The organism is Rhodococcus sp. PD04, assembly GCF_035918275.1.
In the GTDB taxonomy this organism is placed as follows: Bacteria; Actinomycetota; Actinomycetes; order Mycobacteriales; family Mycobacteriaceae; genus Rhodococcus; species Rhodococcus rhodochrous.
The window spans coordinates 1,326,464-1,351,821 of sequence record NZ_CP142143.1; the positions used below are offsets into that span (position 1 = coordinate 1,326,464).

The 25,358-nt window shown below is 68.3% G+C and carries 25 protein-coding genes; 13 read left to right on the forward strand and 12 right to left on the reverse strand.

Annotated elements, in window-relative coordinates:
- The first annotated feature begins 37 nt into the window (after positions 1 to 37).
- Complete coding sequence (locus U9J23_RS06170; RefSeq protein ID WP_085468879.1) at positions 38 to 1,465, forward strand: lipase maturation factor family protein; 1,428 nt, start codon at positions 38 to 40, stop codon at positions 1,463 to 1,465.
- 21 nt (positions 1,466 to 1,486) lie between these two features.
- On the opposite strand, the gene U9J23_RS06175 is transcribed toward U9J23_RS06170, so the two are convergent.
- From U9J23_RS06175 to U9J23_RS06205, 7 genes are all read right to left on the reverse strand, one after another.
- On the reverse strand, positions 1,487 to 2,074 hold the full coding sequence (locus U9J23_RS06175) for a hypothetical protein (RefSeq protein ID WP_272267870.1): 588 nt from the start codon (positions 2,072 to 2,074) through the stop codon (positions 1,487 to 1,489).
- A gap of 76 nt (positions 2,075 to 2,150) precedes the next feature.
- Positions 2,151 to 2,705 (reverse strand): sugar O-acetyltransferase, encoded by a 555-nt coding sequence (locus U9J23_RS06180; protein ID WP_229580440.1) that lies wholly within the window; start codon positions 2,703 to 2,705, stop codon positions 2,151 to 2,153.
- Between the two features lie 21 nt (positions 2,706 to 2,726).
- Positions 2,727 to 3,806, reverse strand: a complete 1,080-nt coding sequence (locus tag U9J23_RS06185; protein ID WP_016693896.1) for an ABC transporter ATP-binding protein — start codon at positions 3,804 to 3,806, stop codon at positions 2,727 to 2,729.
- A gap of 33 nt (positions 3,807 to 3,839) precedes the next feature.
- Entirely contained in the window at positions 3,840 to 4,730 is an 891-nt protein-coding gene (locus tag U9J23_RS06190) for a carbohydrate ABC transporter permease (protein ID WP_016693895.1), read from the reverse strand.
- Positions 4,727 to 5,692 carry a carbohydrate ABC transporter permease gene (locus tag U9J23_RS06195; RefSeq protein ID WP_016693894.1) on the reverse strand — a complete coding sequence of 322 codons (966 nt, stop codon included), beginning with the start codon at positions 5,690 to 5,692 and terminating at the stop codon, positions 4,727 to 4,729. Before U9J23_RS06195 ends, U9J23_RS06190 begins: the two co-directional genes overlap by 4 nt.
- Positions 5,689 to 7,044, reverse strand: coding sequence for an ABC transporter substrate-binding protein (locus U9J23_RS06200; protein ID WP_226949777.1), 1,356 nt, complete (start codon positions 7,042 to 7,044; stop codon positions 5,689 to 5,691). Before U9J23_RS06200 ends, U9J23_RS06195 begins: the two co-directional genes overlap by 4 nt.
- 11 nt (positions 7,045 to 7,055) lie before the next feature.
- Complete coding sequence (locus tag U9J23_RS06205) at positions 7,056 to 8,117, reverse strand: sugar-binding transcriptional regulator (protein ID WP_442802269.1); 1,062 nt, start codon at positions 8,115 to 8,117, stop codon at positions 7,056 to 7,058.
- A 129-nt stretch (positions 8,118 to 8,246) separates the two neighbouring features.
- On the opposite strand from U9J23_RS06205, the gene U9J23_RS06210 reads away from it, so the two are divergent.
- Genes U9J23_RS06210 through U9J23_RS06225 form a run of 4 tightly spaced genes read left to right on the forward strand, consistent with a single transcriptional unit; the run spans position 8,247 to position 13,065 of the window.
- Positions 8,247 to 9,266 (forward strand): NAD(P)-dependent alcohol dehydrogenase, encoded by a 1,020-nt coding sequence (locus U9J23_RS06210; protein ID WP_272268008.1) that lies wholly within the window; start codon positions 8,247 to 8,249, stop codon positions 9,264 to 9,266.
- A gap of 6 nt (positions 9,267 to 9,272) precedes the next feature.
- Complete coding sequence (locus tag U9J23_RS06215) at positions 9,273 to 10,745, forward strand: mannitol dehydrogenase family protein (protein ID WP_326601911.1); 1,473 nt, start codon at positions 9,273 to 9,275, stop codon at positions 10,743 to 10,745.
- Positions 10,742 to 11,674, forward strand: a complete 933-nt coding sequence (locus tag U9J23_RS06220; protein WP_059381531.1) for a carbohydrate kinase family protein — start codon at positions 10,742 to 10,744, stop codon at positions 11,672 to 11,674. The genes U9J23_RS06215 and U9J23_RS06220 overlap by 4 nt, the downstream gene beginning before the upstream one ends.
- On the forward strand, positions 11,671 to 13,065 hold the full coding sequence (locus U9J23_RS06225; RefSeq protein WP_059381530.1) for a xylulokinase: 1,395 nt from the start codon (positions 11,671 to 11,673) through the stop codon (positions 13,063 to 13,065). Before U9J23_RS06220 ends, U9J23_RS06225 begins: the two co-directional genes overlap by 4 nt.
- Positions 13,066 to 13,075: 10 nt before the next feature.
- Here U9J23_RS06225 and U9J23_RS06230 read toward each other — a convergent pair whose 3' ends face one another.
- The 3 genes from U9J23_RS06230 to U9J23_RS06240 form a co-directional block, all read right to left on the reverse strand.
- Positions 13,076 to 13,744 (reverse strand): pentapeptide repeat-containing protein, encoded by a 669-nt coding sequence (locus tag U9J23_RS06230; protein WP_085468873.1) that lies wholly within the window; start codon positions 13,742 to 13,744, stop codon positions 13,076 to 13,078.
- Between the two features lie 111 nt (positions 13,745 to 13,855).
- Positions 13,856 to 14,407: a CGNR zinc finger domain-containing protein gene (locus U9J23_RS06235; protein WP_085468872.1), complete on the reverse strand. Its 552-nt coding sequence runs from the start codon at positions 14,405 to 14,407 to the stop codon at positions 13,856 to 13,858.
- Positions 14,408 to 14,682: 275 nt separating this feature from the next.
- Positions 14,683 to 15,201 (reverse strand): phosphatase domain-containing protein, encoded by a 519-nt coding sequence (locus U9J23_RS06240; protein ID WP_085468871.1) that lies wholly within the window; start codon positions 15,199 to 15,201, stop codon positions 14,683 to 14,685.
- Between the two features lie 99 nt (positions 15,202 to 15,300).
- Here U9J23_RS06240 and U9J23_RS06245 point away from each other — a divergent pair, with 99 nt between their 5' ends.
- Positions 15,301 to 15,789 carry a VOC family protein gene (locus tag U9J23_RS06245; RefSeq protein ID WP_326601914.1) on the forward strand — a complete coding sequence of 163 codons (489 nt, stop codon included), beginning with the start codon at positions 15,301 to 15,303 and terminating at the stop codon, positions 15,787 to 15,789.
- Between the two features lie 33 nt (positions 15,790 to 15,822).
- On the forward strand, positions 15,823 to 17,175 hold the full coding sequence (locus tag U9J23_RS06250) for an MFS transporter (RefSeq protein ID WP_326601915.1): 1,353 nt from the start codon (positions 15,823 to 15,825) through the stop codon (positions 17,173 to 17,175).
- 25 nt (positions 17,176 to 17,200) lie between these two features.
- Here the strand turns inward: U9J23_RS06250 and U9J23_RS06255 are convergent, their stop codons facing one another.
- Entirely contained in the window at positions 17,201 to 18,727 is a 1,527-nt protein-coding gene (locus U9J23_RS06255) for an AMP-binding protein (RefSeq protein ID WP_442802270.1), read from the reverse strand.
- Between the two features lie 786 nt (positions 18,728 to 19,513).
- On the opposite strand from U9J23_RS06255, the gene U9J23_RS06260 reads away from it, so the two are divergent.
- From U9J23_RS06260 to U9J23_RS06270, 3 genes are all read left to right on the forward strand, one after another.
- Positions 19,514 to 19,777 carry a hypothetical protein gene (locus tag U9J23_RS06260; RefSeq protein WP_229567498.1) on the forward strand — a complete coding sequence of 88 codons (264 nt, stop codon included), beginning with the start codon at positions 19,514 to 19,516 and terminating at the stop codon, positions 19,775 to 19,777.
- A 77-nt stretch (positions 19,778 to 19,854) separates the two neighbouring features.
- Positions 19,855 to 20,463 (forward strand): ClpP family protease, encoded by a 609-nt coding sequence (locus tag U9J23_RS06265; protein WP_326601919.1) that lies wholly within the window; start codon positions 19,855 to 19,857, stop codon positions 20,461 to 20,463.
- A complete protein-coding gene (locus U9J23_RS06270) occupies positions 20,460 to 21,053 on the forward strand; it encodes a ClpP family protease (protein WP_160874873.1) in 594 nt (197 codons plus the stop codon). The genes U9J23_RS06265 and U9J23_RS06270 overlap by 4 nt, the downstream gene beginning before the upstream one ends.
- Positions 21,054 to 21,153: 100 nt before the next feature.
- Here the strand turns inward: U9J23_RS06270 and U9J23_RS06275 are convergent, their stop codons facing one another.
- Positions 21,154 to 21,564 carry a helix-turn-helix domain-containing protein gene (locus U9J23_RS06275; RefSeq protein WP_326601923.1) on the reverse strand — a complete coding sequence of 137 codons (411 nt, stop codon included), beginning with the start codon at positions 21,562 to 21,564 and terminating at the stop codon, positions 21,154 to 21,156.
- A 166-nt stretch (positions 21,565 to 21,730) separates the two neighbouring features.
- Here U9J23_RS06275 and U9J23_RS06280 point away from each other — a divergent pair, with 166 nt between their 5' ends.
- From U9J23_RS06280 to alc, 3 genes are read left to right on the forward strand one after another with little or no spacing between them, the layout of a single operon-like run.
- Positions 21,731 to 23,005 (forward strand): DUF6986 family protein, encoded by a 1,275-nt coding sequence (locus U9J23_RS06280; RefSeq protein WP_059381522.1) that lies wholly within the window; start codon positions 21,731 to 21,733, stop codon positions 23,003 to 23,005.
- Complete coding sequence (gene allB / locus U9J23_RS06285) at positions 23,002 to 24,354, forward strand: allantoinase AllB (protein WP_059381521.1); 1,353 nt, start codon at positions 23,002 to 23,004, stop codon at positions 24,352 to 24,354. The genes U9J23_RS06280 and allB overlap by 4 nt, the downstream gene beginning before the upstream one ends.
- The gene (gene alc, locus U9J23_RS06290) at positions 24,351 to 25,319 is read left to right on the forward strand and encodes an allantoicase (protein WP_106200404.1); all 969 of its coding nucleotides are present in this window, start codon (positions 24,351 to 24,353) and stop codon (positions 25,317 to 25,319) included. Before allB ends, alc begins: the two co-directional genes overlap by 4 nt.
- Positions 25,320 to 25,358: the final 39 nt, after the last annotated feature.

Here is a 25,358-nt window from a genome sequence, read left to right on the forward strand (position 1 = left end):
AATCGGCGCGCACGACAGACGACGAACGAGCCGAGCGATGGACTGGTTGGACGCGGACGGGTACACGATCGGGCGGCTGCTGGCCACCCGTGGACTCGCGGCGCTGTACGCCGTGGCCTTCCTCGCGGCCCTGCTGCAGTTCCGGGCGCTGATCGGCGAACGCGGCATCCTTCCCGCCCCGCGATTCCTGTCTCTCACGTCGTTCCGGCAGTCGCCTAGCCTGTTCCACTGGAGATACTCCGACGGTCTGTTCACCGCGGTCGCCGCGGTGGGTCTCGTGCTGTCGGTGGTGACGATGCTCGGTGTCACCGAGCAGTTGCCGCTCGTGGTCTGCATGCTCGTGTGGTTCGTGATGTGGTTGCTGTACCTGTCGATCGTCAACGTGGGTCAGGTCTGGTACTCGTTCGGCTGGGAGTCGCTGCTGCTCGAGGCCGGCGTGCTCGCGATCTTCCTGGGCAACGCCGATACCGCGCCGCCGCTGCTCGTGCTGATCCTGCTGCGCTGGTTGTTGTTCCGGCTCGAGTTCGGTGCCGGGCTGATCAAGATGCGCGGCGACCGGTGCTGGCGCGACCTGACCTGTCTGTACTACCACCACGAAACCCAGCCGATGCCCGGCCCGCTCAGCCGGTACTTCCACCTGATCCCGCGGCCGCTGCACAAGGTGGAGGTGGCGGGTAACCATTTCACCCAGCTCGTCGTGCCGTTCGGGTTGTTCCTGCCGCAGCCGGTCGCCGGGATCGCCGCACTGATCATGATCGTCACGCAGTTGTGGCTGGTGACGAGCGGCAATTTCGCGTGGCTCAACTGGATCACCATCGTCATCGCGTTGTCGGTGGTGCCCGACAGTTTCTACGGGTTGCTGATCGACTCCACCACGACCTACGGTCCGACACCGATCGCGTTCACCGTCGTCGTGGTGGCGCTGACCGTGCTGGTCGCGGTGCTCAGCTACTGGCCGGTGGCGAACATGATGTCGCATCGGCAGGCGATGAACGCCTCGTTCAACAAGTGGCACTTCGTGAACACCTACGGCGCGTTCGGCACCGTCACACGCACCCGGCGGGAAGTGATCGTCGAAGGCACCACCGATGCGGTGGTGACACCGGCGACGGAGTGGCGCGAGTACGAGTTCAAGGGCAAACCGGGCGACGTGTACCGCAGGCCTCGTCAGTACGCGCCGTACCACCTGCGTCTGGACTGGTTGATGTGGTTCGCGGGGATCTCGCGCGACTACGCCGCGGGATGGTTCCCGCGGTTCGCGGGAAAACTGCTGGAGAACGATCCGGCCACCGTGAAACTGCTCCGGCACAACCCGTTCCCGGACGAACCGCCCCGTCTGGTGCGGGCCCGCCTGTTTCGCTACCGCTTCGCGACGCACGCCGAGCGACGCGCGACGGGCCAGTGGTGGATGCGGGACGAGATCGGCGATTTCATGATGCCGATGGCGCGGGACGACCTGCCCTGACCACCCCGAGCACCGCCGCGATCACCAGACTTCGCCGCCGGTCGCCGACACGGTGAATCCGTGGGCGTCCGTCTCGCACGTGACACCGGTCTTCTCGTCGACGGTGCACGTGAACGGATCGACGGTGAGAGTGCTGCCGTGCGGCAGCGTCTTCGGGGCACCCCCGAAATCCGTGAACGCGATGTCGCCGATGCTGACCCACTCTCCGGGACCGTCGCCTTCGAGCATCAGGGCGTTCGCGGGCACCAGCACGTCGGGCGCGCCGCTGCCGGGGACCCGGGGTGCACTCGTCGGCATCGTGCCCTGGCAGCCTGTCAGGGGAGCGGTGTGGACGAGGATGGCGCATCCGAACTGCCCGCCCGGGGACGCGAAGTAGTACACGCCCTCGCTGGTCGCGGCGTAGTCGTCGGGGTCGACCGGCTTCGGCGCGGCCGTGGTGGTCGTGGTCGTGGGCGGCGCCGACGAGGTGGCGGTGGTGGTGCTCGCCGGCTCGGTGGGTGCTTCGGATGCGGTGGCCTCACCCTCCACGCTCCGCGAACACCCTGCCGCGACGAGTGCCGCACCCGCGACGACGACGAAGCTGACGAGGCGTGCGCGGCGACTGATCATGCGGGGCAGCATAGCGAGCGCCGGGATCGACGCAAGTTCCGCTCCGATCGTCTCTGAGCCGGTGGCTTCGATCGGCTCAGAGCCGGCGCGTCACCCGCGCAGGTACGCCCGTCGCCACGACGTTCGGTGGCAGGTCTCGGGTGACCACCGCGCCGGCTCCCACGACGGTGTTCTCGCCGATCGTGACGCCCGGTCCGATGATCGCGCCACCGCCGAGCCACACGTTGTCGCCGATCGTGATGGGTTGCGCCGATTCCCACTTCGCGCGGCGGAGATCGGGATCGAGCGGATGAGTGGGGGTGAGGAGTTGCGCGTTCGGGCCGATCTGCACGTCCGAGCCGATCGTGATCGGCGCGACGTCGAGCATGATCGCGCCGAAGTTGACGAATGTCCCGTTCCCCACGGTGATCCGGTACCCGTAATCCACCTGCAGTGGCGGCCGGATCTCCACGTCGTCACCGATCGAGTCGAACAACTCCTCGAGCAGCGCGCGACGCGCATCCGGATCCGCTGCACTCGACGCGTTGTACTTTTCGGTCAGCAGCGCTGCCCGGAGTGCGTCGGCGGCGAGTTCGGGATCGTCGGCGATGTAGAGTTCGCCGGCCAGCATCCGTTCCTTCTGCTCGCCCACGGTGATCCTTCCGTCGCCGGGTCAGTCGCCCACCCGCTCTCCGGTGTCGACGTGGAACAGGTGCACCGTACCTTCGCGCTTGCGCAGGTGCACGGTGTCGGCGAGGCGTGCGGGGGTACGGACCAGGGCCCGCGCGACCACCTGATTGCCGGTGCCGGGCACCCGCGTGTACAGGTACGACTCGCTGCCGAGTTCCTCGACGAGTTCGACGACGGCTTCGACTCCCTCGTCGGCGATCTCGAAGTCCTCGGGCCGGATCCCGGCGGTGACTTCCTCGATGCCTGCGGAGTGCAGTCGCGCGATGCGGTCGCGTTCGACGGGGATGACGGTGCTGCCCACGACGACTCCGTCGTCGACGACCTTCGCGCGGAGCAGGTTCATGGACGGCGAGCCGATGAAACCGGCGACGAATGCGTTGGCGGGACGGTCGTAGAGTTCGGTGGGGCTGGAGAACTGCTGCAGCACTCCGTTCTTCAGGACGGCGACGCGATCGCCCATCGTCATCGCCTCGACCTGGTCGTGGGTGACGTAGACGGTGGTGGTGCCGAGACGGCGTTGCAGCGCCGCGATCTCGGTGCGGGTCTGCACGCGCAGCTTCGCATCGAGGTTCGACAACGGCTCGTCCATGCAGAACACCTGCGGCTCACGCACGATCGCGCGTCCCATCGCGACGCGCTGGCGCTGACCACCCGACAGCTTGGCCGGCTTGCGGTCGAGGAACTGGGTCAGGTCGAGGATCTTCGCTGCCTCCTCGACCTTGCGGCGACGCTCGTCCGCGCTCACACCGCGCATCTTCAGGGCGAATCCCATGTTCTCGGCGACCGTCTTGTTCGGGTACAGCGCGTAGTTCTGGAAGACCATCGCGATGTCGCGGTCCTTCGACGGAACACCGGTCATGTCCTTGCCGCCGATGGAGATCGACCCCTCGTCGATGTCCTCGAGCCCGGCGAGCATGCGCAGCGCGGTGCTCTTGCCGGATCCGGACGGTCCGACGAGGACCACGAACTCGCCGTCCTCGATGTCGAGGTTCAGCGAATCGACCGCGAAGGTGTCGGAGTTCTCGTAGATGCACGAGGCGTTGCGGTAGGTGATGTCGGCCATGGTGGAAGTCCTTGCTGGTAAAGGGAATCGGGTCTACTTGATGGCGCCGAACGACAGGCCGCGCACGAGCTTGTTCTGGGCGAGCCAGCCCGCGAGCACGACGGGCAGCGCCGCCATCGTCGCGGCGGCGGACAGCCGGGCCCAGTACAGGCCCTCACCGGTGATGAAGCCGACGAGGAAGACGGGGATCGTCTGCGCCTGGACGGCGGTCAGGTTGACGGCGAAGAAGAACTCGTTCCACGAGAAGATCACGCAGATCAGGGCGGTGGCGGCGATGCCGGGGGAGACGAGCGGCAGGATCAGCTCGCGCACCGCCGTCCACAGGCTCGCGCCGTCCATGCTCGCCGCCTCGAGCAGTTCGCCCGGGACCTCGAGGAAGAACGATCGCATCATCCATACCGCGATGGGCAGGTTCATCGCCGTGTACAGGATGATCAGGGCCCAGATGTTGTCGAGCAGGCCGACGTTCGCGACGATCACGTACAGCGGGATGATCGCGGCGACGATGGGCAGCATCTTCGTGCTGATGAAGAAGAACAGCACGTCCTTGGTCTTCTTCACCGGCCGCAACGACAGGGCGAAGGCCGCCGGCACGCCGAGCAACAGGACCAGCACCGTCGAGACGATCGTGGCGAAGGCCGAGTTGAGCAGGGCCGTGCCCACTCCGGTCTCGAACACCGCCCGGAACTGGTCGAGGGTGGGGGTGAAGAAGAACTTCGGTGGGTCGGAGTAGGCGTCGGCCTCCTGCTTGAAGGCGGTGAGCACCATCCAGAAGACCGGGAAGAAGAATCCGATGGCGGCGATCCACGCGACCACACCCCAGGGATTGAACTTGCGGTTCTTGCGTTTCCGGGCCGTGCGCATGACACGGCCGGTGGGTTCCGTGGTGTCCGAAGCCTGCGGCTCCGTGGCCGTGGTGCTCATGCCGCTTCCTCCTTGCCGGTGAACGATGTGAAGATCAGGCGCAGTGCGAAGGTGGCGATGACGATCGTGCCGATGACGACCACGACACCCATTGCCGCGGCCTGGCCGATGTCGAAGCCGAGGAACGCGCGCTGGTAGATGTAGAACGGCAGGTTGGAGCTGGCCGTGCCGGGTCCGCCCTGGGTCATCATGTAGATCGCGTCGAACGTGTTCACCAGGTAGATCGCGCCGAGAACGGTGCCGAGTTCGATGAACCGGCGCAGGTGCGGCAGCGTCAGTTCGCGGAACAGTGCGAACGCTCCGGCGCCGTCGACGCGGCCGGCCTCGAGGATGTCGCGGGGCATCGACTGCAGGCCGGCGAGGATGAGCAGCATCATGAACGGCGTCCACTGCCACACCAGCGCGACCATCACGGCCGGGAGCGGGAATCGGCTGATCCAGTCCACCTCGCCCACTCCGAAGGGGGAGAGTACGAAGTTGACGATGCCGAAGACTGGATCGAACATCGACGTCTTCCAGATCAGCGCACTGGCGACCGGGGTGACGAGGAACGGCGTGATGAGCAGGGTCCGTGCGATACCGCGTCCGAGGAACGCCCGATCGAGCAGGAGCGCGAGGAGCAACCCGAGTATCACGGAGATCAGGACCGTGCCGACGATGAGGATCACCGTGTTCAGGGTGACCTGCCAGAACTGGCTGTCCTGGAAGACGTCGACGTAGTTCTGGAGCCCGACGAACCGGCGGGAACCGGGGCTGACGAGGTTCCACGACTGGGTCGAGTAGTACAGCGTGAACAGGAACGGGATCTGCGTGACCACGATCGTGAAGATCAGGGCCGGGAGCAGGGGTCCGCGGCGGCGCCATCCTTCGGCGCGGGAGATCTGTTCCTCCTTCGCCTCCCGTACGGCGCGGATTCGCTCGTCGGCGTCCGGTGCGGGACGCTGCGCTGCAGGTGCGGTCATTGGTCCTTCTCCCGGTATGTCGCGCCGACGGCCTCGGCGTACTTCTGTGCCTGGTCGAGGGCTTCCTCGACGCTCTGCCGTCCGGCGATGGCGGCGCTGATCTGCTGGCTGACCCGGGTGCCGAGATCCTGGAACTCGGGGATGGCCACGAACTGGATGCCCGTGTACGGGACGGGGTCGACCGTGGGGTTCTGCTGGTCGGCTCCTTCGATGGATTCGAGGGTGATCGGGCCGTAGGCTGCGGCGGCTTCGGCGTATTCGGGGATCTCGTAGGTCGACAGTCGGCTACCCGGCGGCACCCGCTCCCAGCCGAGTTGCTCGCCGACGGTGCGCAGGTACTGCTGGTCGGTCATCCACGAGATGAACTTCCACGCGTCCTCGGTGTGCTCGCTGCTCGCGGGGATACCGAGCGACCACGTGTAGAGCCAGCCCGAGGGATCCTTCTCCTGGACGGGCGCGGCCGCGTAGCCGATCTTGCCGACGACGTTGCTCGACGCGGGATCCTCGAGAGTCGAGACGGCCGAGGTGGAGTCGTACCACATGGCGACCCGACCCTGCGCGAGTTGCGTTGCGCACTCGCTGAATCCGCTCGTCGCGGCACCGGGCTGACCGTACTCGCGGACGAGGTCGACGTAGAACTGCACCGCTTCGCGTACCTCGGGGCTGTTCAGCTGCGCGTTCCAGTTCTCGTCGAACCACCGTCCGCCGAAGGTGTTGATGACGGTGTCGAGCGGTGCGAGCAGTTCACCCCAGCCGGGCTTGCCGCGCAGGCAGATGCCGTTGATGTCGGGGCCGTCGAGTTGCGCTGCGGCCTCGGCGACCTCGGTCCAGGTCGGTGGATCGGACAGCGTGATGCCGGCCTGCTCGAACAGGTCCTTGCGATACATGAGGAACGACGATTCGCCGTAGAAGGGCACCGAGTACAGATCGCCCTCGTACGAGAGTGCGTCGCGCAGCGAGGGAATGATGTCGTCGGCGTCGTAGCCGTCGGTCTGCTCGATGTACGGCGACAGGTTCGTGAGCCAGCCGTACTCCGCCCATTGGGGCGTCTCGTAGTTGCTGATCATCACGACGTCGAACTCGCCGCCGCCCATCGCCGTGGACGCGGTGATCTTGGCGCGGGCCTGGTTCTCGGAGAGTGTGACGAACTTCAGGTCGATCTCCGGGTTCTCGGCCTCGAACTGCGACGCGAGTTGCTGTGCGTCCTGCATCTGGGAGTTCGACACCATCGCGATGGTGACGGTGCGGCCGGACGTACCGATCGATCCTGCACCGGCACAACCGGTCAGTGCGACGCTCAGGGCCACGGCTCCTGCCGCGGCCGCGCGGATGGATCTTCTTGCTGTAGGCACGATGGTCTACCTCATTTCGGTGGTGCCTCGTCCTTGGGGGTGTCGTTCTCGAGGGCGTGGTCGGGATGGTCGAGCAGGTACTGGGCGCACGCGATGTCGCAGACGAGCATGTTCGCGAGACCGCCTCGAAGAGCACCGAGTACAGCGCGGTGCTTGGACTGTCCGCCGGTGACGAGAATGGTGGCGGGGCAGTTGCGGACGTCGTCGAGGGGGACCGACATGGTGCGGGTCTCGAGTTCGCCGTGCACGGCGGTGCCGTCGGCGCGGAAGAACCGGCCGCCGATCTCACCGACCGCACCGAGGCCGTCGAGTTCGTGGAGCATCGCGGTGTCGAGGAAACTGCCCTCGAACAGAGTGGTCGAGGTCGACACCGCGCCCACACCGAAGATCATCACCTCGGCGCGACGTCCGACCTCGAGCGTGCGGGAGATCAGTGAGTCGGTGCGCATCGACGCGACCGTGGACGGATCGGCGTACAGCGGTGTGGGAAGCCGGAGCGGTTGTGCCCGAAGTTGTTCGGCGCAGCGGCCGAGGACGAACTCGGTGCCGGTCTGGTAGGCGCTCGTGGAGATGGATCCGTCGAGCTGGACGATCGTCGCGCAACTGGCGACACCCGACGGAAGGGCCTGTGCCACAGCGACGGTCTCCGGACCCCACGTGAATCCGAGGGTGTCGGAGGGGCGGAGGCGGCGGGTGAGCAGGCCGGCGGCGGCGCGTCCGAGGGCAGCGAAGCTCGCGGAGTCCTCGATCGGGCCGGCGTCGTCGACGCGGCGCCCGACCACGACGGCCTCGACGAGTCCGTAGCGCTCCTCGAGTGCCCGTTCGGTCTCGGCGTGCAGGTCGTCGCGCCAGGTGGGTGGCACGGTGACTTCGATGCGCACCAGACCCTGGGCGCGAGCGCGCGCGACGAGCCGGCCGGCGGTGGGGCGGGAGACGCCGAGGCGCTGCGCCACCTCCGCCTGCGTGAGGCCGTCGAGGTAGTAGAGCGTCGCGGCCCGCACGGCGAGACGGAGATCCTCGGTGGATACCGGGCTCTCCGTGTCCGGGATGTTGGTGGGGCCGGGGGCGGTCACGAGCTCTCCTTGGTGCGAGCAGTCTTCGTCGCGCTCCGTGAGCATCTGCTCAGGGGTGCGTGCATCTGCTCAGTACGTTAGCATCGGAGTGTGACCCACACAACAGTTCGCCCGACGCTCCCGGACACGATGCGTGCTGCCGTGCTTCTCGAACCGGGCCGCATCGAGATGCAGGAACGGCCTCTACCTGCACCGGAGCCCGGCGACGTCCTCGTCCGGGTGACCACCGTGGGGGTATGTGGCTCGGACGCGCACTACTACCGCGAAGGGCGGATCGGCGAGTTCGTCGTGACCGATCCGATCGTGCTCGGCCACGAGGCGTCCGGGGTCGTGGTCGCGGTCGGGGACGGTGTTCCGCAGAGCCGGATCGGCGAGCGGGTCTCCATCGAACCTCAACGTCCCGACCCGCTCACCGAGGAGACGCGCCGCGGCGACTACAATCTGTGCCCGCACATGCGCTTCTACGCCACGCCGCCCGTCGACGGCGCGCTGTGCGAGTACGTCACCATCGGAACGGCCTTCGCACATCCCGTTCCGGACACCGTGTCCGACGACGCCGCCGCGCTGTGCGAGCCGTTGTCGGTCGGCATCGCGGCCGTCCGCAAGGCCCGCGTCACCGCCGGCTCCCGCGTCCTCGTCACCGGCGCCGGGCCCGTCGGCATCGTCGTCGCCCAGGTCGCGCGCGCCTTCGGTGCGGTCGAGGTCGTCGTCACCGACCTCGACGAACGACGACGCGAGACCGCACTGTCGTTCGGGGCGAGCGCTGCGCTCGATCCCCGCGTCGACGACCCCTCGGCGCTGCGCGTGGACGCCTACATCGACGCGTCCGGTGCCCCCGCCGCCGTCGACTCGGGTATCCGCGCGGTCCGTCCCGGCGGCACCGTCGTCCTCGTCGGATCCGGCGCGGAGACGATGACCCTGCCGGTGCAGCTGGTCCAGAACCGCGAACTGATCCTGACCGGCGTGTTCCGTTACGCGAACACGTGGCCGACCGCGCTCGCGCTCCTCGGGGCGGGCCGGGTCGATCTCGACTCGATGGTCACCGCCCGGTTCCCCCTCGACAAGACCGCCGACGCACTCGAATCCGATCGGACACCCGGAAACATCAAGGCCGTCGTGGACGTGACCGATCCGGCGGGAAAGGACTGAAGATCCATGCACGTGAACGAGCAAACGCTTCCCGAGCTGGGTGTGCCCGTCCCGAGTTACAGTCGGGACGACGTCTCCGTCGGCATCGTGCACTTCGGTGTGGGCGGATTCCACCGCGCGCATCAGGCGATGTACGTAGACCGGCTCCTCGAACAGGGGAAGGCGAAGGAATGGGGTATCTGCGGCGTCGGGGTGCTCCCCGGTGATCGCCGTATGCAGGAGGCGCTCGCCGCCCAGGACCACCTGTACACGCTGGTGCTCACCCACCCCGACGGCACCTGGGAGCCGCGGGTGATCGGCTCCATCGTCGACTACCGTTACGCCCCCGACGATCCCGAGGCGGTGATCGAGCTCCTCGCGGCCCCGACCACCCGGATCATCTCGCTGACCGTCACCGAGGGTGGGTACAACATCCGTCACGACACCGGTGAGTTCGACGTCGACGATCCGGCCGTGCAACACGATTTGCGGTCCGGTGAACCCCCGGCCACCGTCTTCGGTCTCGTCACCGAGGCTCTCGCCCGGCGTCGGGAGCGGGCACTGCGCGCCCCGACGGTGATGTCGTGCGACAACATCGAGGGCAACGGAAGCGTCGCGCGCCGCGTCTTCACCGAATACGCGCGTCTTCTGAATCCCGATCTCGCAGAATGGATCACCGAGCACGTCCGTTTCCCCAACTCGATGGTCGACCGGATCACCCCGGTGACCACCGACGAGGTGGTCTCGACGCTCTCCGAACGCTTCGACGTGCAGGACCGCTGGCCGGTCGCCGCCGAACCCTTCACCTCCTGGGTGCTCGAGGAGGACTTCGCCGACGGGCGACCGCCCTTCGAGGATGCGGGAGTGCAGATCGTCGACGACGTCGCTCCCTACGAGCTGATGAAGTTGCGTCTGCTCAACGCGGGTCATCAGGGGCTCTGCTATTTCGCGTATCTCATGGGATACCGGCTCGTCCACGAGGCCGCACAGGATCCGCTCCTCGCCGGATTCGTCCGTGCCTACATGGACACCGACGCGACGCCGACCCTGAAACCGGTGCCGGGCATCGATCTCGACGAGTACAAGACCACCCTCATCGAGAGGTTCGCGAACCCCGAGATCCGGGACACGATCGCCCGCTTGTGCGCCGAGTCGTCCGACCGCATCCCGAAGTGGCTGGTGCCGGTGATCCGGGAGAACCTGGCCACCGGTGGTCACGTGCAGTCGTCCGCGGCGATCGTCGCCTCGTGGGCGCGCTACGCCGAAGGCGTCGACGAACAGGGGCAACCGATCGAGGTGGTCGACCGGCTCGCCGACACGCTCGTCCCGATCGCGCGACGACAACTCACGCATCCCACTGCTTTCATCGAGAACACCGAGGTCTTCGGTGATCTCGCGCAGAACCACCGCTTCGTCGACGCCTACACCTGGGCGCTCAACGCCCTGCACAACGACGGCGCCCGCGCCACCCTGAAAGAACTTCCGGGAGAGCCGGAATGAACGGCCACGCGCTCGTCGTCGGAGAAGCCCTCGTCGACATCGTCCACCGCGGCGGTGCCGAACCCGTCGAGCATGTGGGCGGGAGCCCGCTCAACGTCGCGCTGGGTCTGGGGCGGCTCGACCGGCCCGTGCAGTTCACGACACGCGTCGGCACCGACGCCCGCGGACGGCGGATCGTCGACCATCTCGCGGCCTCCGGTGTGTCGTTGACGCCGGGCAGCGCGGCAGCCGAGCGCACAGCGACCGCGCAGGCGGAGATCGACGAGAAGGGTTCCGCGAAGTACGAATTCGATATCGTCTGGGATCCGGTCGAGCCACCACCGTCGGTGGACGCCGTGCTCGTGCACACCGGATCCATCGCGACGGTGCTCGAACCCGGTTGTGAACTCGTCGCCGAACTCGTCGCGCAGCAGGCAGGAACGTCCACGGTGAGCTTCGACCCGAACGTCCGCCCGGCACTGATCGACGACCCGGCGTGTGGGCGGGAACGGATCGAACGCCTCGTCTCGCTCGCCGATGTGGTCAAGGCCAGCGACGAGGACCTGACGTGGTTCGCACCCGACCGCGATCCCCTCGACACCGCACGGGACTGGCTCTCGCGAGGGCCGGCGATCGTCGCGGTGACCCGCGGAGAACGCGGTGCGGTGGCGCTGTGTGCGGCCGGAACCGTCGAGGTGCCCGCCGTGCGGGTCGAGGTTGTCGACACCGTCGGGGCAGGCGACGCCTTCACCACCGGTCTGCTCGACGGATTGTGGACCTGCGGACTCCTCGGCGCCGATAATCGGGAACCGCTGCGCGGCATCGGGATCGACGACCTGCGTGACGTGCTCGACACCGCCGCGTGGACGTCCGGTCTGACCGTCGCGCGCGCCGGCGCCGACCTGCCCACGCTGGCCGACCGTACCGCGGCCCGGGAGGCGGCACGATGACGCTCGTCGCCGGGATCGATTCGTCCACCCAGTCGTGCAAGGTCGTCGTGTGCGACGCCGACACCGGAACCATCGTGCGCGAAGGTCGTGCTCCGCATCCGCCCGGCACCGCGGTGGACCCGCTGGAGTGGCGCGCCGCCTTCGATCGGGCATGTTCCGAAGCGGGCGGACTCGACGACGTCGCGGCGATCTCGGTGGGAGCGCAGCAGCACGGCATGGTCTGCCTCGACGACCGCGGCGACGTGGTCCGCGACGCGCTGCTGTGGAACGACACGAGATCCGCAGCGGCAGCAGCCGATCTCGTCGACGAGGCCGGTGGCTCGGCCGCGTGGGCCGAGGCCGTCGGGGTGGTCCCGCTCGCCGCGATCACCGTCGCGAAGACCCGCTGGCTCGCCGACCACGAACCCGGCAACGCCGACCGCACCGCGGCGCTGTGCCTGCCGCACGACTGGCTGACGTGGACGATGCGTACCGACCGCGACCTCGACCGGCTCGCCACCGATCGCAGCGACGCGAGCGGCACCGGCTACTTCGACGCGTCCACGGACACCTATCGCCGGGATCTGCTCGAACTGGCCCTGCGCCGGCCGAGTCCGATCCTTCCGCGGGTCGCCGGGCCGGCCGAGAGCGTCGGTGAGACGGTCGCCGGTGCCCTGCTCGGTCCGGGGGCCGGCGACAATGCGGCGAGCGCGCTGGCCCTCGACGTCCGCGAAGGCGATGTGGTCGTCTCGATCGGCACGTCGGGCGTGGTGTGCGCGGTGTCCACGACACCGGCCCGCGATGCGGACGGTTACGTCGCGGGATTCGCCGACGCGACCGGCCGGCATCTGCCACTGGTGTGCACGCTCAACGGGGCCCGGGTACTGGACGCCACCGCGACGATGCTCGGCGTCGACCACACCGAGCTCACGCGGCTCGCACTCTCGGCGCCGGCCGGCAGCGACGGACTCGTGCTGGTCCCGTATCTGGAAGGGGAACGTACCCCGAACCGTCCCGGCGCGACCGGCGCACTGCACGGGCTGCGGCTCGGAACGGCGACTCCCGCGCATCTCGCCCGCGCGGCGTTCGAGGGCCTGCTGTGTTCGCTGGCCGACGGCATCGACCACATCCGGGCGCAGGGCACCGAGGTCCGGCGGGTGCTGCTCGTCGGCGGTGGGGCGCGCTCGCAGGCGGTGTGCGAGCTGGCGCCGGCGGTGCTGGGCATGCCTGTCGACGTTCCCGAACCGGGGGAGTACGTGGCGCGGGGCGCGGCCCGACAGGCGGCGTGGGTGCTGCGCGGAGGCGACGAGCCTCCCACCTGGGAACCCGAACCGAGCCGCCACTACGAAACCGACCCGGCCCCGCACGTGCGGGAGCGTTACGCGGAGGTGCGGGATCTGACCGACCGCTGACGAACAGTGCTCAGGGAAGGTCCTCGATGCGCAGGCCCAGATGGGCGGCGAACTGTCCTGCCAGCGCTACGGCCTGGTGGGCGTCGATCGTCGCGCCCTTCATCCCGTCCATGTTGCGGATCGTGTCGATGCGCAGGCCGCGCAGATCGACCTGGTCGAGGGTTGCGCGGTCGACGTCGAGGACGCCGACGGAACAGTCCTCGAAGGCGACGCGGGTGAAGGTGCCCCCGCCCAGATCCAGTTCGTCGAGGATGCAACCGCGGAAGAGCACATCGCGTCCCGTGGCGGCCCGCAGATTGACCAGGCCGAGTTTCGAATCCGCGATCGTGACACTGCGCAGATCCGCATCGAAGAGGTCCAGCGCACCGATCCGGCTGTCCCGGATGTGCACGCGGTGCAGGCTGCTGCGCGGCGCGAACAGATTCGGTGCCTGCATGCGCTCGACCAGAATGTCGCGCAGGCGTGCGCTCGTGAGGTCGCTGTCGGCGACGATCGGTGCGACGAGTGAACATTCGGACAGGACGACCCCCGTCAGATCACGGCCCGTGAGGTCCGCGCCGGTGTAGCGCACGCTCTCGAAGATCCCGTGGGCGAGCAGCTCGTCGTCGTCCGCGTCGGTGAGGACACCGAGGTCCGGAGCGTCGATCCTCGGCGGGCGGGTGGTGGAACGAGCAGCCATGGTTCTCGGAGCCTCCGGATCGGTCGGGTGTCTGCCGTTCAGCTTCCCAACCCGTCGGGCTCGGGGGAACGCGGGGGACAGGCACGTCCCCGGTTGCGATGTGCTACTCGGCTACGCGGATCGACGCTGCTGGGCCGCCCGCGCTCGGTGCCGGCGCACCGCGGCGCGGTTCGCGCAACGCACGGAGCAGTACTGCTGGCGACCGTTGCGGGTGATGTCCACGACCACGGCCGAGCACGGGTTGGTCGGGATGCCCGCTGCGGCGCACCGATGGAGGCGGTGCATTCCGCGAGTGGTGAGGTGCAGTGCCGTGCCGACGCTGATCACCGCGCGCAGTACGTCGGGGAGCGGTTGGACCTCGTCGCGGTAGTGCAGGTGCCATCCCTCGCCGTCGTGATCGGTCAGTCGGGGATAGGCCGCTGCGGTGGCCATCTGCGCGTTGAGCAGGCGCGCACGTTCCCTGGGGTCGGACGCGTCGACGATGGCGAGCCAGTCGTCGATGACCTCGCGGGTGCGTGGATGGTCTTCGGGCGCGGTCGGGAAGTCCATGGTCATCCCCACCTCGCGCGTACGGGCCACGATGCCGTCCCGATCGTCGGGCCAGTCACCGGCCAGTGACGCCGCGAGGAGGACCGCATACTCGCCGTAAGGGTTGAGATGCATAAGACCATTACATCATGGTGGTGGACATGACCGCCATCGAAGCTCGGAACCCACAGGAATGCCCCGCCCGGACTCCCGCTCACGAACACGCGTGGAGCGTGGAGTCGAGCCACGCCACGTCGATCGGACAGGTGCTGTACGTGCGCTGCGTCGGATGCGGGACCCGGCGCGTCGATCTCGGCGGAGCGCCCTTCGTTCCGCCGACCGCGCTGAGTGCCGAAGTGTCCCTGAATGATTGAGTCACCGTCCGAGAACCGGGCGTGTGCAGATTCCCGTCAGAAATCGCCCTCGGCGACCTGGAAACACACCAGTCCCATCCGCCGCCACATGCGCACCACCTGATCGCGATCGTCGAGCACCGCGATGATGCGGTAGCGGTGCCGGATGTGACGGTCGAACAATTCGGCCTTGACGATCGAATCCTTCCGATTGTCGCCTGCCGGACGCATGTACAGCTCGTCGTAGGGGATGTCGTGCCGGGCGAGCCACTCCTCGGTCTCCGGTCGGCACACGCCGTCGCGTCCCGAGAGCAACACGATCGCGGCCCGGTCGGGGGCGGCGGCGAACGCCCGCACCGCGGCCTCGACCGCCGGGGAGACGGTGTCCTCACCCACCCTGTGCCAGTGGAAGGGACTCCGGTCGCTCATGTGCGCGAGCGTTCCGTCGATGTCGACGAGCCAGGCCGCCGGCAACGTCGGATCCTCGAAGTACCGCGCCGGCGGTGCGGGCGCGGTGCTCGGCGGGCGGTGCCGTTGCCTCCCCGGTTTCCTGCGATCGCGCGTCTTCTTCGTCACGGACGACGTATACCCACTCCTGCTCCGCGATGAGTATGCGAGCCGACCGAGGTCTGCCTTCGTGACAGGGGAACACATTCGACGACACGAGGAGTCACGATGCCCAGGATCACCCCGTGGTTGTGGTTCGACATGAACGCCGAAGAGGCCGCGAACTTCTACATCGGCATCTTCCCCAACTCCAAGATCGGTGAGATCACCCATTACACCGAGGAGTCCACCGGAGGCGACATCCCGGTTCCGCCGGGGACCCCGATGACGGTCGAGTTCTTCCTCGACGGCCAGGTCTTCTACGGACTCAACGGAGGACCGCAGTTCCGGTTCTCCGAAGCGGTGTCCTTCCAGATCGACTGCGCCGATCAGGAGGAGGCCGACCACTACTGGTACGCGCTGACCGCCGACGGCGGCGAGGAATCCGCGTGCGGATGGTTGAAGGACAAGTACGGCCTGTCGTGGCAGGTGGTACCGAAACGGCTGAACGAACTGCTCGCCGACCCCGATCCGGAGGTCTCGAAGCGCGTGACCGCCGCGATGATGAAGATGCGCCGGATCGACGTGTCGGCGCTCGAGGCCGCCGCACGCGGCTGATCGGCGCCCGAGCGCTGCGGTACGTTTCGGTGCATGACCACTCGCACCCAGCGGCTCGACGACCTGCCGTTCACCGGCAGACATCGCCGCCTGCTGACCGGCTCCGGCGTGGGCTGGGCCCTCGACGCCATGGACGTCGGGCTGATCTCGTTCGTCATGGCGGCCCTGGCGGTGCAGTGGGATCTGTCGTCGACGCAGCTCTCGTGGATCGGATCCATCGGCTTCGTCGGCATGGCGATCGGTGCGTCCCTCGGTGGTCTGCTCGCCGACCGCATCGGACGCCGGCAGGTCTTCGCCGCGACGCTGCTCGTCTACGGTCTCGCGACCGGTGCGGCGGCGCTGTCGACGTCGGTGGCGATGCTCATCGCCCTGCGGTTCGTCGTCGGACTCGGACTCGGCGCAGAACTGCCGGTCGCGTCGACGCTGGTCAGTGAATTCGCGCCCCGCAAGGTGCGAGGGCGCGTGGTCGTCGCCCTCGAGGCGTTCTGGGCGGTCGGCTGGCTGCTGGCCGCTCTCATCGGCTATTTCGTCGTTCCTACCAGCGACAACGGATGGCGGTGGGCGCTCGCCGTCGGTCTCGTCCCGGCCGCCTACGCCCTCGTCGTGCGGTTCGGCCTACCCGAATCGGTGCGCTATCTCGAAAGTCGCGGACGGCACGCGGAAGCCGAGGCGATCGTGCGGGACTACGAGCGCTCGGCCGGGGTCACCTCTGTTCCGGAGGACAGCGACGATACGAACGACAGCGACGATACGAACGACAGCGAACAGTCCGTCGCAGAAGTCGAGCGTGCACCCCGCGGATCGGTGTGGGCGCCGAACCTGCGCCGCCGCACCGCGGCGCTGTGGATCGTGTGGTTCGGCATCAACTTCTCGTATTACGGCGCGTTCATCTGGCTGCCGAGCCTGCTCGTCGCGCAGGGCTTCGACCTGGTCACCTCGTTCGGCTACACGTTGCTCATCACGCTCGCTCAGCTACCGGGCTACGGCGTCGCGGCGTGGCTGATCGAGGTGTGGGGACGCCGCCTGACGCTGGGGGTCTTCCTCGCCGGGTCGGCCGTCTCGGCGGGGTTGTTCGGGCTCGCCGAGACTCCGGGAACGATCGTCGCGGCGGGCATGGCGCTGTCGTTCTTCAACCTGGGCGCATGGGGTGCCCTGTACGCGATCGGACCCGAGCTGTATCCCACGCCGGTGCGGGGTGCCGGCACCGGTTCGGCGGCGGCCTTCGGGCGGCTCGCGTCGATCATCGCGCCGCTGCTGGTGCCGGTGCTGCTGGGCGCCGGCGGCAACGGTCTCGTCTTCGGTGCGTTCGCGGCATCGTTCGTCGTCGCCGCGCTCGCGGCGTTCACGCTGCCCGAGCGGGCCGGGACGGTTCTCGACGAGAGGTGACCTCGGGAACCGCCCCGGCCGGTGCTCAGAGACGCTCGCGCAGTTCGACCTTGCGGATCTTGCCCGAGGCGGTCTTCGGCAGGGCGCCGAAGACGATGCTGTCGGGAACCTTGAAACCGGCGAGCTGCGAACGCACGTGCGCGCGCAGTTCCGCCTCGTCGGCGCTCGCGCCGCTGCGCAGTGCCACGTAGGCGACGGGACGTTCACCCCACTTCTCGCTCGGCGCCGCGACGACGGCGGCCTCGAGAACGGCCGGGTGGCTGATGAGAGCCGCCTCGACCTCGACGGACGAGATGTTCTCGCCACCGGAGATGATGACGTCCTTCGCGCGGTCGCGGATCTCGATGTAGCCGTCCGGATGCATGACGCCGATGTCGCCGGTGCGGAACCAGCCGTCCGGCACGGCGCGGGCGGTCGCGTCCGGGTTGTTGTAGTAACCGAGCATCACATTGTTGCCGCGCAGCGCGATCTCACCGGTCGTCTCGCCGTCGGCGGGAACGTCGGATCCCATCGGGTCGACGATGCGGAGTTCGCCGGCCACGACGTTGCCCACGCCCTGCCGCGAGCGCAGCCGTGCCTTCTCGTCCTCGGGGAGGACGTCCCATTCCGAACGCCACTCGCAGATCGCCGCCGGACCGTACGTCTCGGTGAGCCCGTACAGGTGGGTGATGTCGAGTCCGAGCGCGGTGCAGCGCTCGATGAGGGCGGGCGCCGGCGGTGCGCCACCGATCGCCGCGACGACACGATGATCGATGCCGCCCGCGTTGGGGGCGTCGACCAGCGACGCGAGGACGGTCGGCGCGCCGCACAGGTGCGTGACGTTCTCGGTGCGGACGAGATCCCAGATCCGCTCGGGGTCGACCTTGGGCAGACACACGTGCGTGCCACCGGCTGCGGTGACGGCCCAGGTGAACGTCCAGCCGTTGCAGTGGAACATCGGCAGCGTCCACAGATAGGTGGATCCGCTGTCGAGTCCGAAGTGCGCGACCATCGCCAGGGCCTGCAGGTAGGCGCCGCGCGCGTGGTACATCACGCCCTTCGGATCACCCGTCGTGCCGGACGTGTAGTTCAGGGCGATCATGGTGCGCTCGTCGGCGAGCGGCACGTACCGGTGGCGGGCGGCGGCGAGCTTGTCCTCGTAGTCGTCGCCGACGACCGTGATCGACGGCAGATCGGCCGTCGCCTCGCGTGCCAGATCGGCCAGCGACTCCTCGACGAGCAGGACCCGGCTGCCGGAGTGCTCGAGAATGAACCGCAGCTCCGGCGCGGTGAGGCGCGTGTTGAGCGAGACGAGCACGGCGCCCGCGTAGAGCACGCCGTAGTGCGCCTCGAGCATCAGCGAGGTGTTCGGCGCGAGTACTGCGACACGGTCGCCGGGTTCGACGCCGAGAGCGTGCAGCATGCCCGACTGTCGCAGGCAGCGATCGCGCAATTCGGCGTAGGTGCGACGGACATCGCCGTCCACCATCGCGAGGTCGTCACGGAAGACCCGGGCGGAACGGTCGAGAAATGCCGTGGGCGTGAGTGTTTCGAAACTGAATTGCTCGGTCACGTCTGTCGGTGCTCCTTCGGATTACGTCGCGCGCGCACTCCCCATCGCGAACGATGATGCGCACACCTCCCCGTGTGCTGTGAGGGCATTGCTCATTCTTCCAAGAGCCGTTACCGATCTTGAACAGGGTCCATCCCTTTTCCGTACCGGCTGAACGCTCCGTCTGCCGTTGACCGGACCCGGAATCCGGCGTTCACTGAGAGGCACCGTGCCCGTCCACGAGAGAAGGCGAGCGGTATGAGTGCTCGGCAGAACGAAGCCCGCCGAACCTCCCGTCCAGTGCGGCGGCCGACCGCGACGCATGCGAGGACCCCGAGGACGGAGACCCCCGCCGAGCCTGTGCGGACGCGCAGCCGTCGACCGTGCGAGCCCGAGCCCACCGAGCGGCGTCGCACCCGCGAACCCGAGACCACCCCTCAGCGGCGCACCCGCGAGCCCGAACCCGCTGCACGGCGTCGGGACCGCGACTCCGGCTCGCGGCGCACCTCGACCCGAACCTCATCCCGATCGACCACTCGGACATCGACCCGTTCGGACACCACGCCCCGCTCTCGTGCGAAGCCGGCGCCTCCGAAGGAGAGACGACGACCGCGTCCGCCGGCGAACGACGCCCGGGCAGGGAAACCGACCCGCCCCGCACGTGAGCGGCCACGAACCGAGCAGGCACGGTCGGAACCCACATCGCTCCTCGAGAGGCTGAAGGATGCGCTGCGGACCGGTGTCCGTACCGCGCTCGGCGGGTTCCGGGGACTCGGGGCGGGACTGACCCGGAAGATCCGCGGATGGGTGGACTCGCTCCTCGGCGAGGTCACCAGCGGCGGCGTGGGACTGCAGGCGGTCCTCGCCGGCATCCGGGCCGCGCTGGAAGGCCGCAATCCGGCCCTCGCCGCACTGGGCGGGCTGATCTCCGGACTCAGCACCAAGGCGAAGATCGGACTGGCCGTCCTGATCGTGCTGGTGCTGCTGCTCGGACCGGTCCTGCTCGTGATCCTGTTGCTGGCCGTCCTCGTCGCGGCGGTGATCAGCGCCGTCCGGTCCGCGGGGGACTGATCTGCCGGAACGACCGGTCCGTCTGCCGTGAGCAGACGAACCGCCGGTTCGCGCCCGTCCGGGGTCAGGCTGGCTGCATGACGACCACCGAACCATTCTCGTACCGGGACCAACTGGCCGACAGGCTTTTCCGTCAGCGCATCCTGCGACTGACCGGGGAGGTGGACGACGAGATGGCCGAGCGCGTCTGCTCGGAACTCGTCCTGCTCGCCTCCGCCGACGACCGGCGCGACATCGTCCTGCATATCAACTCACCGGGCGGATCGGTCTTCGCCGGCCTCGCCATCTACGACACGATGCAACTCGTTCCCAACGACATCGTCACCGTGGCAGCGGGATTCGCCGCCAGCATGGGGCAGGTCCTGCTGGCGGCGGGCACGAAGGGCAAACGCGCGAGCCTCGCCCACAGTCGGATCATGATGCACCAGCCCTCGGCCGGATTCTCGGGGACGGCCGTCGACATCGCGATCCAGGCCGAGAATCTCGAATACATGAAACTGCAGTCGCAGCAGATCCTCTCGGACGCCACCGGACATTCGCTCGAGGAGATCGAACGCGACAGCGACCGCGATCGGTGGTTCACCGCCGAACAGGCACGCGAGTACGGCATCGTCGACACCGTCGTCGGGTCGCTGGCCGAACTGGCGCCGTTCGCCACGGGACGGCAGATGGGACTGGGACGATGAGCACCTACACGATCCCGAACGTCATCGAACGCACACCGGCGGGGGAGCGGTCGTTCGACGTCTTCAGCCGGTTGCTCAACGAACGCATCGTCTTCCTCGGTACCGAGATCGACGACGGGGTCGCCAACGTCATCATGGCGCAGATGTTGCATCTCGAGGCCGAATCCCCCGATCGGGAGATCGGCCTCTACATCAACTCACCCGGCGGATCGTCCACTGCGATGCTCGCGATCTACGACACCATGCAGTTCCTGCGCCCGAAGGTCGCGACCTACTGCATGGGACAGGCCGCGTCGGCGGCCGCCGTGCTGCTCGCGGCCGGAGCGCGCGGCCGTCGGCACGTGCTCGCTCATTCGCGGGTGTTGCTGCACCAGCCGTCGGCGCAGGGGCAGGGCACCATCTCCGATCTGGCCCTGCAGGCAGCGGAGGTGATGAGGGTGCGGGCCCAGACCGAGGAGATCCTGGCCGCGCACACCGGACGAGATATCGACCAACTGCGCCGCGACACCGACCGGGACCGAATCTTCTCACCGGCGGAGGCGGTCGCCTACGGCCTGGCCGATCACGTCATCGTCGACCGGGACGGATGACCCGTCACGTGGTCACACTGTGACGTAGTTGCACCGTCACGTGGTCACACTGTGACGTAGTTGCACCGTCACGTGGTCACACTGTGACGTAGTTGCACCGTCACGCGGCGCACAACTCGACGCCGGCGTGACCAGTGGTCCGGAGTGTGCGGTGCGCGGTCATCCGGCGGATCCCGCGCGCGAGCAGTTGCTCCATCGGAAGATCCAGCGCATCGCACACGGACCGCAGCATCTCGGAGGATGCCTCCTTGCGCCCACGTTCGACCTCCGACAGGTACTGCTTCGACATCCCGACCGTGCGGGCGACGTCCTCGAGGCTGCGGTCCTGATCGCGACGCTCGTCGCGCAGGATCTCACCGTAGATCTGACGGAGCAGACGGGGTTCGGTGCCGTCGGCTCCCCGCACGGGAGTCCGTGCAGCCCGTGCCGCCCTCGCGGCGGTCGCCCGTGCCGCCTTCGCGGCGGTGGCGAAGTCGATCACACGACCCTGCTCCGGCTCCATGCCGACCATTGTGCCGTCGATCCGGCGGCATCGGACCGGGTTCAGCCGAGGACGAACACCGCCCCGGCAGATGTGTAACGGGCCCGTAACCGCAGTTAACCGAACACATGACCTGGCGCCGATAACGTCGGCGCACCACGACGTATACAGCCGTGGATACAGGACAGGAGTTCGGGTGCCGACAGGATTGCACAGGCTTGCGGCTGCGCTCGACGCGCAGCTCGCGGACACCGACGCGGCATACGCCGCGACCTATCCCGGGACCGACGGTGCCCGCCAACCGGTGCACACCGTCTACGTCCCGGCCGACCGCTACGACGCCGGGATCGTGGCGGGGTGGGGAGTCGACGCGCTCGACGTCCTCGACACCCACATCGACGGACCCGCGGACCTCGCCGCGGTCACCGGCATCGAACCCGAACTGGCCGAGACGGTCCTCCCGCTCGTGGAGGCCAAACTGCGCACCGAACCGATCGAGGATCTGCGCATCGACTTCGAGGACGGGTTCACCCGCCCCGGCATTCCCGAGCACGAACGCGACGCCGACGAGGACGCCCACGTCGCCCGCGCCGCCGCCGAACTCGCGACCGATCCCGCCGCGACACCCTTCGTCGGCATCCGGTTCAAGTCCTTCGAGGCCGCCACCCGGCGCCGCGGCCTCCGCACGCTCGACACCTTCGTCGCCGAACTCACCGGAAAGTGTGCTCTCCCCGACGGATTCGTCGTGACGCTGCCCAAGGTCACCGCGCCCGAACAGGTGGCCGCCATGGTGACGGTCTGCGAACACCTCGAGGCCACCTACCCCCTCGCCGCACCCCTGCGGTTCGAGATCCAGATCGAGACGCCACAGGCGATCTGCGGACCCGACGGCACCGCGGCCGTCGCCACGATGATCCGAGCGGCCCGCGGACGCTGTTCGGGACTGCACTACGGCACCTACGACTACTCGGCCGCGTGCGACATCGCCGCGGAGTACCAGGCGATGGACCACCCCGTCGCCGACCACGCCAAGGCCACGATGCAGGTCGCGGCAGCGGGCACCGGGGTGCGGTTGTCCGACGGGTCCACCAACCGCCTTCCCGTCGGCACCCGCGACGAGATCCGTGCGGCATGGGGACTGCACGCCCGCCTGATCGACCGGTCGCTGCGCCGCGGTTTCTACCAGGGCTGGGATCTGCACCCGGCGCAGTTGCCCACCCGCTACGCCGCGACCTTCGCGTTCTATCGCCGGTCGCTGTCCACCGCCGCGGGACGCGTCGCGGCCTATCTCGACCCGGCCCTGTCGTCGGGATATCTCGACGAACCCGCCACCGCCCGTGCTCTCGCCGCCTTTCTCCTGCGAGGAACGAGCTGCGGAGCCCTCACCGAGAAGGAAGTATGCGATCGCACCGGCACGAATCTCGACCACCTGGCCCGGCTCGCGGGTCGACCGACGACGGTGACGCGATGACCACCGTGATCCGCGCGCGACGTGCCGTGGTGGGGGACGAGGAAGGCAGCTGCGCCGTCCACGTGCGCGACGGCCGCATCGTCGCGATCGAGGAATACGACGGTGCCGTTCCGGCCGATGCGCGGGAGATCGTCCTCGCCGACGACGAGGTGCTGCTCCCCGGCCTGGTGGACACGCACGTCCACGTCAACGAACCCGGCCGCACCGAATGGGAGGGCTTCGCGACGGCGACACGTGCCGCCGCGGCCGGGGGAGTGACGACGATCGTCGACATGCCCCTCAACTCCATTCCGTCCACCGTCGACGTGGCGGCCCTCGAGGTGAAGCAGAAGGTCGCGGCCGAGCAGGTCACCGTCGACGTCGGATTCTGGGGCGGTGCGATCCCCGGCAATCTTGCCGATCTCGAACCGCTCTGGGACGCAGGGGTGTACGGCTTCAAGTGCTTCCTCGCCTATTCGGGTCTCGACGAGTACCCGCCGCTGGACCGTGAGCAGATGATCGAGGCGATGCGCGTGATCGCCGGCTTCGGTGGCCTGCTCATCGTGCACGCCGAGGACGGACCGACCCTCGACGCGCAGGACCCGCCGGCCGGACCCCGATACGACGACTTCCTGTACTCGCGACCACCGGTCGCCGAGTCCCGTGCCGTCGCCCAGGTGATCGACGGTGCACGGCAGACCGGATGCCGCGTGCACATCCTGCACCTGTCGGACGCGGGAAGTCTTCCGCTCGTCGCCGCGGCGAAGGCCGAGGGCCTGCCCGTCACCGCGGAGACCTGCCCGCACTATCTGTCGCTGTTCAGCGAGGAGATCCTCGACGGCTCCACACATTTCAAGTGCTGTCCGCCGATCCGTGAGGCCCGCAACCGGGAAGCGTTGTGGCGCGGCCTGGCCGACGGCACGCTCGACTGCATCGTCTCCGATCACTCGCCGTGTCTGCCGGAGCTGAAGAAGTTCGTCACCGGCGACTTCGGTGAGGCATGGGGCGGTATCTCGTCGCTGCAACTCGGACTGCCCATCGTGTGGTCGGAGGCCCGCAAGCGCGGGCACACACTCGTCGACGTGGTGCGCTGGATGGCCGGCCGCACCGCCGACCTCGTTGGCCTGGCCGACCGCGGTGCGATCGCCGTGGGCAACAGTGCCGATCTGTGTGTCTTCGCGCCCGACGACGCCTTCGTCGTCTTCCCGGAGCGGCTGCACCACCGCAACGCCGTGACGCCCTACGCCGAACGCGCGCTGGCCGGGGTCGTGCGGCAGACCTGGCTCGCCGGTGAACCGCTCACCGTCACCCTCGGCGCCACCGACCCCGCACCGCGTGGTGCGTTGCTCTCCCGAAAGGAAAACCGTTGACCGAAGCAGATTTCCTGCAACTGCCCGATCTCGCCGCGCGATCGCTGGGCGGGGCCGTCGTGTTCGCGAACGACGAGTTCTTCGCGAGTCGCGAGAATCTGATCTCGCCGGGTGCACCCGATTTCGATCCGTCCGAGTTCGGGCACAAGGGAAAGGTGTACGACGGGTGGGAGACCCGGCGTCGCCGCGAACCCGGGCACGACTTCGCGGTGGTCCGGCTCGGCGTTCCCGGTGTCGTCGAGGGCGTCGTGATCGACACCGCCTGGTTCACGGGCAACTACCCGCCCTTCGCGTCCGTCGACGGGGTGGACCTCGTCGGCTACCCGACCGATCAGGAGTTGCTGGACGCGCCGTGGGAACCGGTCCTCGAGCGCGTGGCCCTGAAGGGCGACACCGCGAACGCCTTCGCGGTGGACGACGATCGGCGCTGGACGCACCTGCGCCTGAACATCTTTCCCGACGGCGGTGTGGCCCGCTTCCGGGTGCACGGGCATGCGCGCCCGGACCCGGCCTTCCTCACGGGCACGATCGATCTCGCAGCCCTCGAGAACGGTGGCGACGTCGTCGCGTGCTCGAACCGTTTCTATTCGTCGCCGCGCAACATCATCGGCCTCGGTCGCTCGCGGCACATGGGGGAGGGCTGGGAGAACGCCCGGCGCCGCGACGACGGCAACGACTACGTGGTGATCCGTCTCGCCGGGCCGGGCTGCGTCGACCACGTCGAGATCGACACCTCCTATTTCGTCGGCAACGCACCGGGAGCGGCGCGCCTGAGCGGAATCCCCAGCGGGGACGCGATGTCCGACGAATCGTCCTGGGTCGAACTCGTCCCGCGGACCGCACTGCTGCCGGACTGCCGGCACCGTTTCCGCGTCGATTCGCCGACGCCGGTGGAGTTCGTGCGGCTCGACGTCTATCCCGACGGTGGCATCGCCCGTCTGCGCGTGAACGGTCGACTGACCTAGCTCCGATGCGGGTGCGGTGAGCGGTTTCTTACCCGCGCG

Excerpts from the sequence above, each read along its gene's own strand:
- U9J23_RS06270 (WP_160874873.1), top strand. The coding sequence starts at position 20,460 with ATGAGCACCTACACGATCCCGAACGTCATCGAACGCACACCGGCGGGG.
- U9J23_RS06250 (WP_326601915.1), top strand. The coding sequence starts at position 15,823 with ATGACCACTCGCACCCAGCGGCTCGACGACCTGCCGTTCACCGGCAGA.
- U9J23_RS06215 (WP_326601911.1), top strand. The coding sequence starts at position 9,273 with ATGCACGTGAACGAGCAAACGCTTCCCGAGCTGGGTGTGCCCGTCCCG.
- U9J23_RS06230 (WP_085468873.1), bottom strand. The coding sequence starts at position 13,744 with ATGGCTGCTCGTTCCACCACCCGCCCGCCGAGGATCGACGCTCCGGAC.
- U9J23_RS06275 (WP_326601923.1), bottom strand. The coding sequence starts at position 21,564 with ATGGTCGGCATGGAGCCGGAGCAGGGTCGTGTGATCGACTTCGCCACC.
- U9J23_RS06190 (WP_016693895.1), bottom strand. The coding sequence starts at position 4,730 with ATGAGCACCACGGCCACGGAGCCGCAGGCTTCGGACACCACGGAACCC.
- U9J23_RS06265 (WP_326601919.1), top strand. The coding sequence starts at position 19,855 with ATGACGACCACCGAACCATTCTCGTACCGGGACCAACTGGCCGACAGG.
- U9J23_RS06235 (WP_085468872.1), bottom strand. The coding sequence starts at position 14,407 with ATGCATCTCAACCCTTACGGCGAGTATGCGGTCCTCCTCGCGGCGTCA.
- U9J23_RS06175 (WP_272267870.1), bottom strand. The coding sequence starts at position 2,074 with ATGATCAGTCGCCGCGCACGCCTCGTCAGCTTCGTCGTCGTCGCGGGT.
- allB (WP_059381521.1), top strand. The coding sequence starts at position 23,002 with ATGACCACCGTGATCCGCGCGCGACGTGCCGTGGTGGGGGACGAGGAA.
- U9J23_RS06225 (WP_059381530.1), top strand. The coding sequence starts at position 11,671 with ATGACGCTCGTCGCCGGGATCGATTCGTCCACCCAGTCGTGCAAGGTC.
- U9J23_RS06185 (WP_016693896.1), bottom strand. The coding sequence starts at position 3,806 with ATGGCCGACATCACCTACCGCAACGCCTCGTGCATCTACGAGAACTCC.
- U9J23_RS06170 (WP_085468879.1), top strand. The coding sequence starts at position 38 with ATGGACTGGTTGGACGCGGACGGGTACACGATCGGGCGGCTGCTGGCC.
- U9J23_RS06220 (WP_059381531.1), top strand. The coding sequence starts at position 10,742 with ATGAACGGCCACGCGCTCGTCGTCGGAGAAGCCCTCGTCGACATCGTC.
- U9J23_RS06245 (WP_326601914.1), top strand. The coding sequence starts at position 15,301 with ATGCCCAGGATCACCCCGTGGTTGTGGTTCGACATGAACGCCGAAGAG.
- U9J23_RS06195 (WP_016693894.1), bottom strand. The coding sequence starts at position 5,692 with ATGACCGCACCTGCAGCGCAGCGTCCCGCACCGGACGCCGACGAGCGA.
- U9J23_RS06210 (WP_272268008.1), top strand. The coding sequence starts at position 8,247 with ATGCGTGCTGCCGTGCTTCTCGAACCGGGCCGCATCGAGATGCAGGAA.